General features: G+C 49.1%; 7 protein-coding genes. 4 read left to right on the top strand and 3 right to left on the bottom strand.

Annotated elements, in window-relative coordinates; translation table 11 throughout:
• On the top strand, window positions 1–284 hold a 284-nt coding region (gene ybeY, locus NZ772_14025), incomplete at its 5' end, for an rRNA maturation RNase YbeY (protein MCS6814667.1).
• A gap of 106 nt (window positions 285–390) precedes the next feature.
• Window positions 391–807, top strand: coding sequence for a diacylglycerol kinase family protein (locus tag NZ772_14020; protein MCS6814666.1), 417 nt, complete (start codon window positions 391–393; stop codon window positions 805–807).
• A 96-nt stretch (window positions 808–903) separates the two neighbouring features.
• Here NZ772_14020 and NZ772_14015 read toward each other — a convergent pair whose 3' ends face one another.
• The 3 genes from NZ772_14015 to rsmD all read right to left on the bottom strand — a co-directional run bounded on the left by NZ772_14015 (window position 904) and on the right by rsmD (window position 3,501).
• Window positions 904–1,464, bottom strand: coding sequence for a ribonuclease HII (locus tag NZ772_14015; protein MCS6814665.1), 561 nt, complete (start codon window positions 1,462–1,464; stop codon window positions 904–906).
• Between the two features lie 102 nt (window positions 1,465–1,566).
• Window positions 1,567–2,649 (bottom strand): photosystem II q(b) protein, encoded by a 1,083-nt coding sequence (psbA, locus tag NZ772_14010; protein ID MCS6814664.1) that lies wholly within the window; start codon window positions 2,647–2,649, stop codon window positions 1,567–1,569.
• 288 nt (window positions 2,650–2,937) lie between these two features.
• On the bottom strand, window positions 2,938–3,501 hold the full coding sequence (gene rsmD, locus NZ772_14005) for a 16S rRNA (guanine(966)-N(2))-methyltransferase RsmD (GenBank protein ID MCS6814663.1): 564 nt from the start codon (window positions 3,499–3,501) through the stop codon (window positions 2,938–2,940).
• A 122-nt stretch (window positions 3,502–3,623) separates the two neighbouring features.
• Between rsmD and NZ772_14000 the strand changes: the two genes are divergently transcribed.
• Window positions 3,624–4,406, top strand: a complete 783-nt coding sequence (locus tag NZ772_14000; protein MCS6814662.1) for an MBL fold metallo-hydrolase — start codon at window positions 3,624–3,626, stop codon at window positions 4,404–4,406.
• 77 nt (window positions 4,407–4,483) lie between these two features.
• Window positions 4,484–4,802: isoaspartyl peptidase/L-asparaginase (locus NZ772_13995; protein ID MCS6814661.1), on the top strand; the 319-nt coding region annotated here is incomplete at its 3' end.

Here is a 4,802-nt window from a genome sequence, read left to right as displayed (position 1 = left end):
CTACTGATGTGTTGGCGTTTGCTACGTTAGACGATCCCTGCCCTCTTCCTCCAGAGGCATTGGAATTGCAGCCTATCTATCTAGGTGATATCGTGATTTCAATTGAGACAGCGCAACAACAGGCCAATCAGCAAGGTCATTCCCTTGTCTGCGAACTAGGATGGTTAGCTAGTCATGGTTTGTTGCACTTGTTGGGTTGGGATCATCCCGACGACGAGAGTCTAAAAAGAATGTTAAATCAGCAAGCACACTTACTGCGGGGCATAGGGCTGTTATCGGTGTAAAACTGCGGTTTAAATCCATGTTTGATCCGTCCACGGTTTATGATCTGAAGTGCTTATGTCTCATGATTTGTTGGCTTCACAACTGCTACGATCGCATCCGATACCCATGACCAAACCAAACCGGGAGTTTTCCTGGAAAGTAGCAACTAACCTGTTCATTAGCTTTAAGTACGCTTTCTCAGGGTTGACCTATGCCTTTCAGACACAGCGCAACTTCCGAGTTCATGTCATATTAGGAGTTTTGGCAATCACGTTAGCAATTTTGCTGCGCCTAACGCGGGTCGAAGTTGCCATTATTGGTCTAACCATCGGAGCAGTACTCGCTATGGAGTTGCTCAATACCGCGATCGAGTCAGTAGTCGATCTTACCGTTAAACAGCATTATCACGACCTAGCCCGCATTGCTAAGGACTGTGCGGCTGGAGCAGTACTCATTTCAGCACTCATTGCCGTGCTTGTGGGTTGTGCCCTGCTTCTGCCACCACTGTGGGCAATCCTTCAAGACGTTATCCAAGCTATATAATAGTACCCGTGTACTCCCATAGCTTATGTTCGACTTTTTACTTCCTTCTGAGTATTTCTCTTGGTATATGAGCCTAGCCTAGCTTGTCGTTGCACCTTACCAGAGCTTGAACGATCGCCGATGAAATGGTGATGCTCCCAACTGTTGAAGTGCATAACGATGGCGTGCTGTGCCGTAGCCCTTGTTGCTAGCTAGGTCATAATCAGGGTAGCGGGCAGCAAGGCGGATGATCAAGCGATCGCGCCATACCTTTGCCAAAATACTAGCGGCTGCAATCTCTAGTACTGTTTGATCACCCTTGACGATCGCGTGCTGCGGAATCGTTAATCCCGTAATTAGTTGGTTGCCATCGATTCGACATAGGTCTGGTTGAGGACGCAGCTTGCGAACTGCCCGATGCATGGCAAGAAGTGATGCTTGCAAGATATTGAGCTGGTCAATCTCTGCCACGGAGGCTGCTCCGATCCCATAGGCGATCGCCAGCGCTCGAATTTTACTCACAAGTTGCTCTCGCTTTGATGCAGACAACTGCTTACTATCGGTTACCCCAGCCATGCGCAACTCCATCTCAGCATCAGGGGGCAAAATGACTGCTGCTGCCACCACAGGGCCAAATAGTGCACCTCGCCCAACCTCATCCACACCAGCAACTAACATTATCAATTACTCACTATTCCATAAAAAAGCGCCCCTCCAACTGAGAGGCGCTCTTCGACGAGTCAACATGCGTTAACAGCACAGACTCACCATGATCCCCAATTAGCCATGAATGCTAGGCGCTTGCAGAGCAACAGGCACTACTTCGCCACCAGCCAAATCCAGAGGGAAGTTGTGAGCATTGCGCTCGTGCATCACTTCCATACCCAGGTTGGCACGGTTGATGATGTCTGCCCAAGTGTTGATCACACGGCCTTGAGAGTCCAATACAGACTGGTTGAAGTTGAACCCGTTCAGGTTGAACGCCATGGTGCTGATGCCCAGAGCGGTGAACCAGATGCCAACTACAGGCCATGCACCCAAGAAGAAGTGCAAGCTGCGGCTGTTGTTGAAGCTGGCATACTGGAAGATTAGACGACCAAAGTAGCCGTGGGCAGCAACGATGTTGTAGGTCTCTTCCTCTTGCCCGAACTTGTAACCGTAGTTCTGAGACTCGTTCTCGGTGGTCTCACGTACCAAGGAGGAGGTTACCAGAGAACCATGCATCGCGCAGAACAGAGAACCGCCGAATACACCTGCTACACCCAGCATATGGAAGGGGTGCATCAGGATATTGTGCTCTGCCTGGAACACGATCATGAAGTTGAAGGTACCGGAGATGCCCAGAGGCATACCATCAGAGAAGGAACCTTGACCCAGAGGATAGATCAAGAATACGGCAAAGGCAGCAGACAAGGGAGCACTGTAAGCAACGCAGATCCAAGGACGCATACCGAGACGGTAGCTCAACTCCCACTGGCGACCCATGTAACAGGAAATGCCAATCAAGAAGTGGAGAACAATCAACTGGTAAGGGCCGCCATTGTACAGCCACTCATCCATAGAAGCTGCTTCCCAAATGGGGTAGAAGTGAAGGCCGATCGCATTGCTAGAAGGCACAACTGCACCAGAGATGATGTTGTTGCCATATAGCAAGGAACCTGACACAGGCTCACGAATGCCATCGATGTCTACGGGAGGCGCAGCAATGAAGGCAATAATATAGCAGATGGTAGCAGTCAGCAGAGTTGGGATCATAATGACACCGAACCAACCAACATAAAGTCGGTTGTTGGTGCTAGTAACCCAATTACAAAACTGCTCCCAAACACTCGCGCTTTCGCGACGTTGTACGGTAGTAGTCATAGGTTATAATAATTCCTTGTAACGAAACGTAACAGTCAGATGGGTAGACACTGCCCATCTGACCTTTAGTTTGCAGTAAGTTGCTGCATGTGTGAATACTCTGCAACAATAGTTAGCAAATCCCTGCAATCGTTGAAAGCACTACACATTAAGCCTCTGCATAGAAACTCTATATGTGAAATGTGCTGGCTATGGTTGCGTTGAATCATCTAGATGTTTGCTGCTATTGTCTGCTAAGCAGGTTTCTAGGCTACCTTGCGATTAAAGAGTTTACTGAAATAAAGGTATCTATAGGCCAAAAAAACTCACGGTAGTTTCACCATAGTGCTTCTGCCGACTGAGCGTTAATCCCAATTGCGGAGCCAAGGCAGCAATGCGATCGGCATCAGCAATAGCATGTTCAGCCGCTACTTCAGCATCTGGAGCTAGTAAGTTGTGGTCTACGATCGTTTTCAATACTGCTTCGTACAGGTCGCTGGCATAGGGTGGATCGAGATAGATGCAATCAAATTGGTCTATTCCTGTATCACCAGCTATATTAGGTAGTCGCTTGAGCACATTACCCTGCAACACCTTGAACTGCTGTGTCGCGGTCGCCATTTGTTGCCAGTTTTGACGAATTACGGCACAGGCTCGGCTATCTTGCTCGATGCCAACCACTATAGCAGCCCCTCGCCCAAGAGCCTCTGCGCCCATAGCTCCACTACCTGCACACAGGTCTAGCCATCGACAGCCTTCAATCCGCCCCTGCCAGATATTAAACAAGGCTGCTCTGACCTTGGCTGATGTTGGTCGAGTTAAGGTGCCAGGTCGCGTCTTTAGGGATCGATTGCCGTAAACTCTAATGCTCATGCTCGCTACGTTTGAGACAGGAACGATAACCAAACTCTATAATCTAAGGTATTCAGATTGTTAAGCATGTTTTCCGTGAGCTGGTTAAGCTAACACGATTGTTAACGTACCCGATTTGGACTATGTATCTAACCTGGCTAGACAGCAACAGTTGGCTGATTGAAATGGGAGGACAGCGGATCTTACTTGATCCCTGGTTGGTTGGCCCTTTGGTGTTTGGCAGTATGCCGTGGCTATTCAAGAGCGATCGTCCCAAACCACGAGCTATTCCTAGCAATATTGACTTAGTTCTTCTCTCCCAGGGGTTGCCTGACCATGCTCATCCTCCTACGTTGCAACAACTAGGCAAAGATATTCCTGTGGTGGGATCACCGAATGCAGCTAAAGTCGCCCAAAATCTGGGGTTTAAGACTATAACGACCTTAACTCATGGCAGCGTGATGACTATAGCCGATCGGGTTGAAATTCGAGCTGTTCCCGGTTCACCCATTGGCCCTTTCACCATCGAAAATGGCTACATCCTACGTGACCTAGAAGTTGGCACTAGTCTGTACTATGAACCCCATGGCTATCACTCATCTGATATTCGGCAGTTTGCACCGATTAATGTTGTTATTACCCCTGTTGTTGATTTGGTGATTCCATTTCTTGGCCCGATCATTCAGGGCAATACTACCGCTCTTCAGGCAGTGGAATGGCTACAGCCGCAGGTGATGTTGCCGACAGCCGCTGGTGGCGATGTGACCTTTGAAGGACTGTTATTATCTATCTTGCAGGCTAAAGGCGGGACTGAGGAGTTTAGTGCGGCACTGGCCCAGCAGTCTCCAACAACGCAGTTCATTTGTCCAAAACCGGGCGATCGAATTGATCTGTCTACTCGGCTGAATATGTCTGCTGCTGTGTGAACTCGTCCTAACCGTGGCACAATCACAAAGGAGTTATTTCCTGTTAGCTGAACAAGACAGATGAGGGTTAGACGGTGATCCAACCAAAGGTTATTATCCATGGGGGTGCAGGCAGTTCACTAACTACCAAGGGTGGAGCAGATGCTGTGCGCCAATCTCTCTACCGCATTTTGCACGAGATTGTTGCTGTTTTGGAGGCTGGGAGCACGGCTGAGGATGCTGTTGTTCTAGGATGTCGGCTGTTGGAGGATGATCCGCGCTTTAACGCAGGTACAGGCTCAGTCTTGCAGTCTGATGGGCAAATTCGCATGAGTGCATCTTTGATGAGTGGTGCTCAGCAGCGGTTTAGTGGTGTGATCAATGTGTCACGGGTGAAAAATCCGATCGAGCTAGCAA

The sequence above is a fragment of the Cyanobacteriota bacterium genome (assembly GCA_025054735.1).
Taxonomy (GTDB): domain Bacteria; phylum Cyanobacteriota; class Cyanobacteriia; order SKYG9; family SKYG9; genus SKYG9.
The sequence above is the reverse complement of the archived record's forward strand: the minus strand, read 5'-3'. Positions and strand labels throughout refer to the sequence as shown.

Excerpts from the sequence above, each read along its gene's own strand:
- psbA (MCS6814664.1), bottom strand. The coding sequence starts at position 2,649 with ATGACTACTACCGTACAACGTCGCGAAAGCGCGAGTGTTTGGGAGCAG.
- NZ772_14015 (MCS6814665.1), bottom strand. The coding sequence starts at position 1,464 with ATGTTAGTTGCTGGTGTGGATGAGGTTGGGCGAGGTGCACTATTTGGC.
- NZ772_14000 (MCS6814662.1), top strand. The coding sequence starts at position 3,624 with ATGTATCTAACCTGGCTAGACAGCAACAGTTGGCTGATTGAAATGGGA.
- NZ772_14020 (MCS6814666.1), top strand. The coding sequence starts at position 391 with ATGACCAAACCAAACCGGGAGTTTTCCTGGAAAGTAGCAACTAACCTG.
- rsmD (MCS6814663.1), bottom strand. The coding sequence starts at position 3,501 with ATGAGCATTAGAGTTTACGGCAATCGATCCCTAAAGACGCGACCTGGC.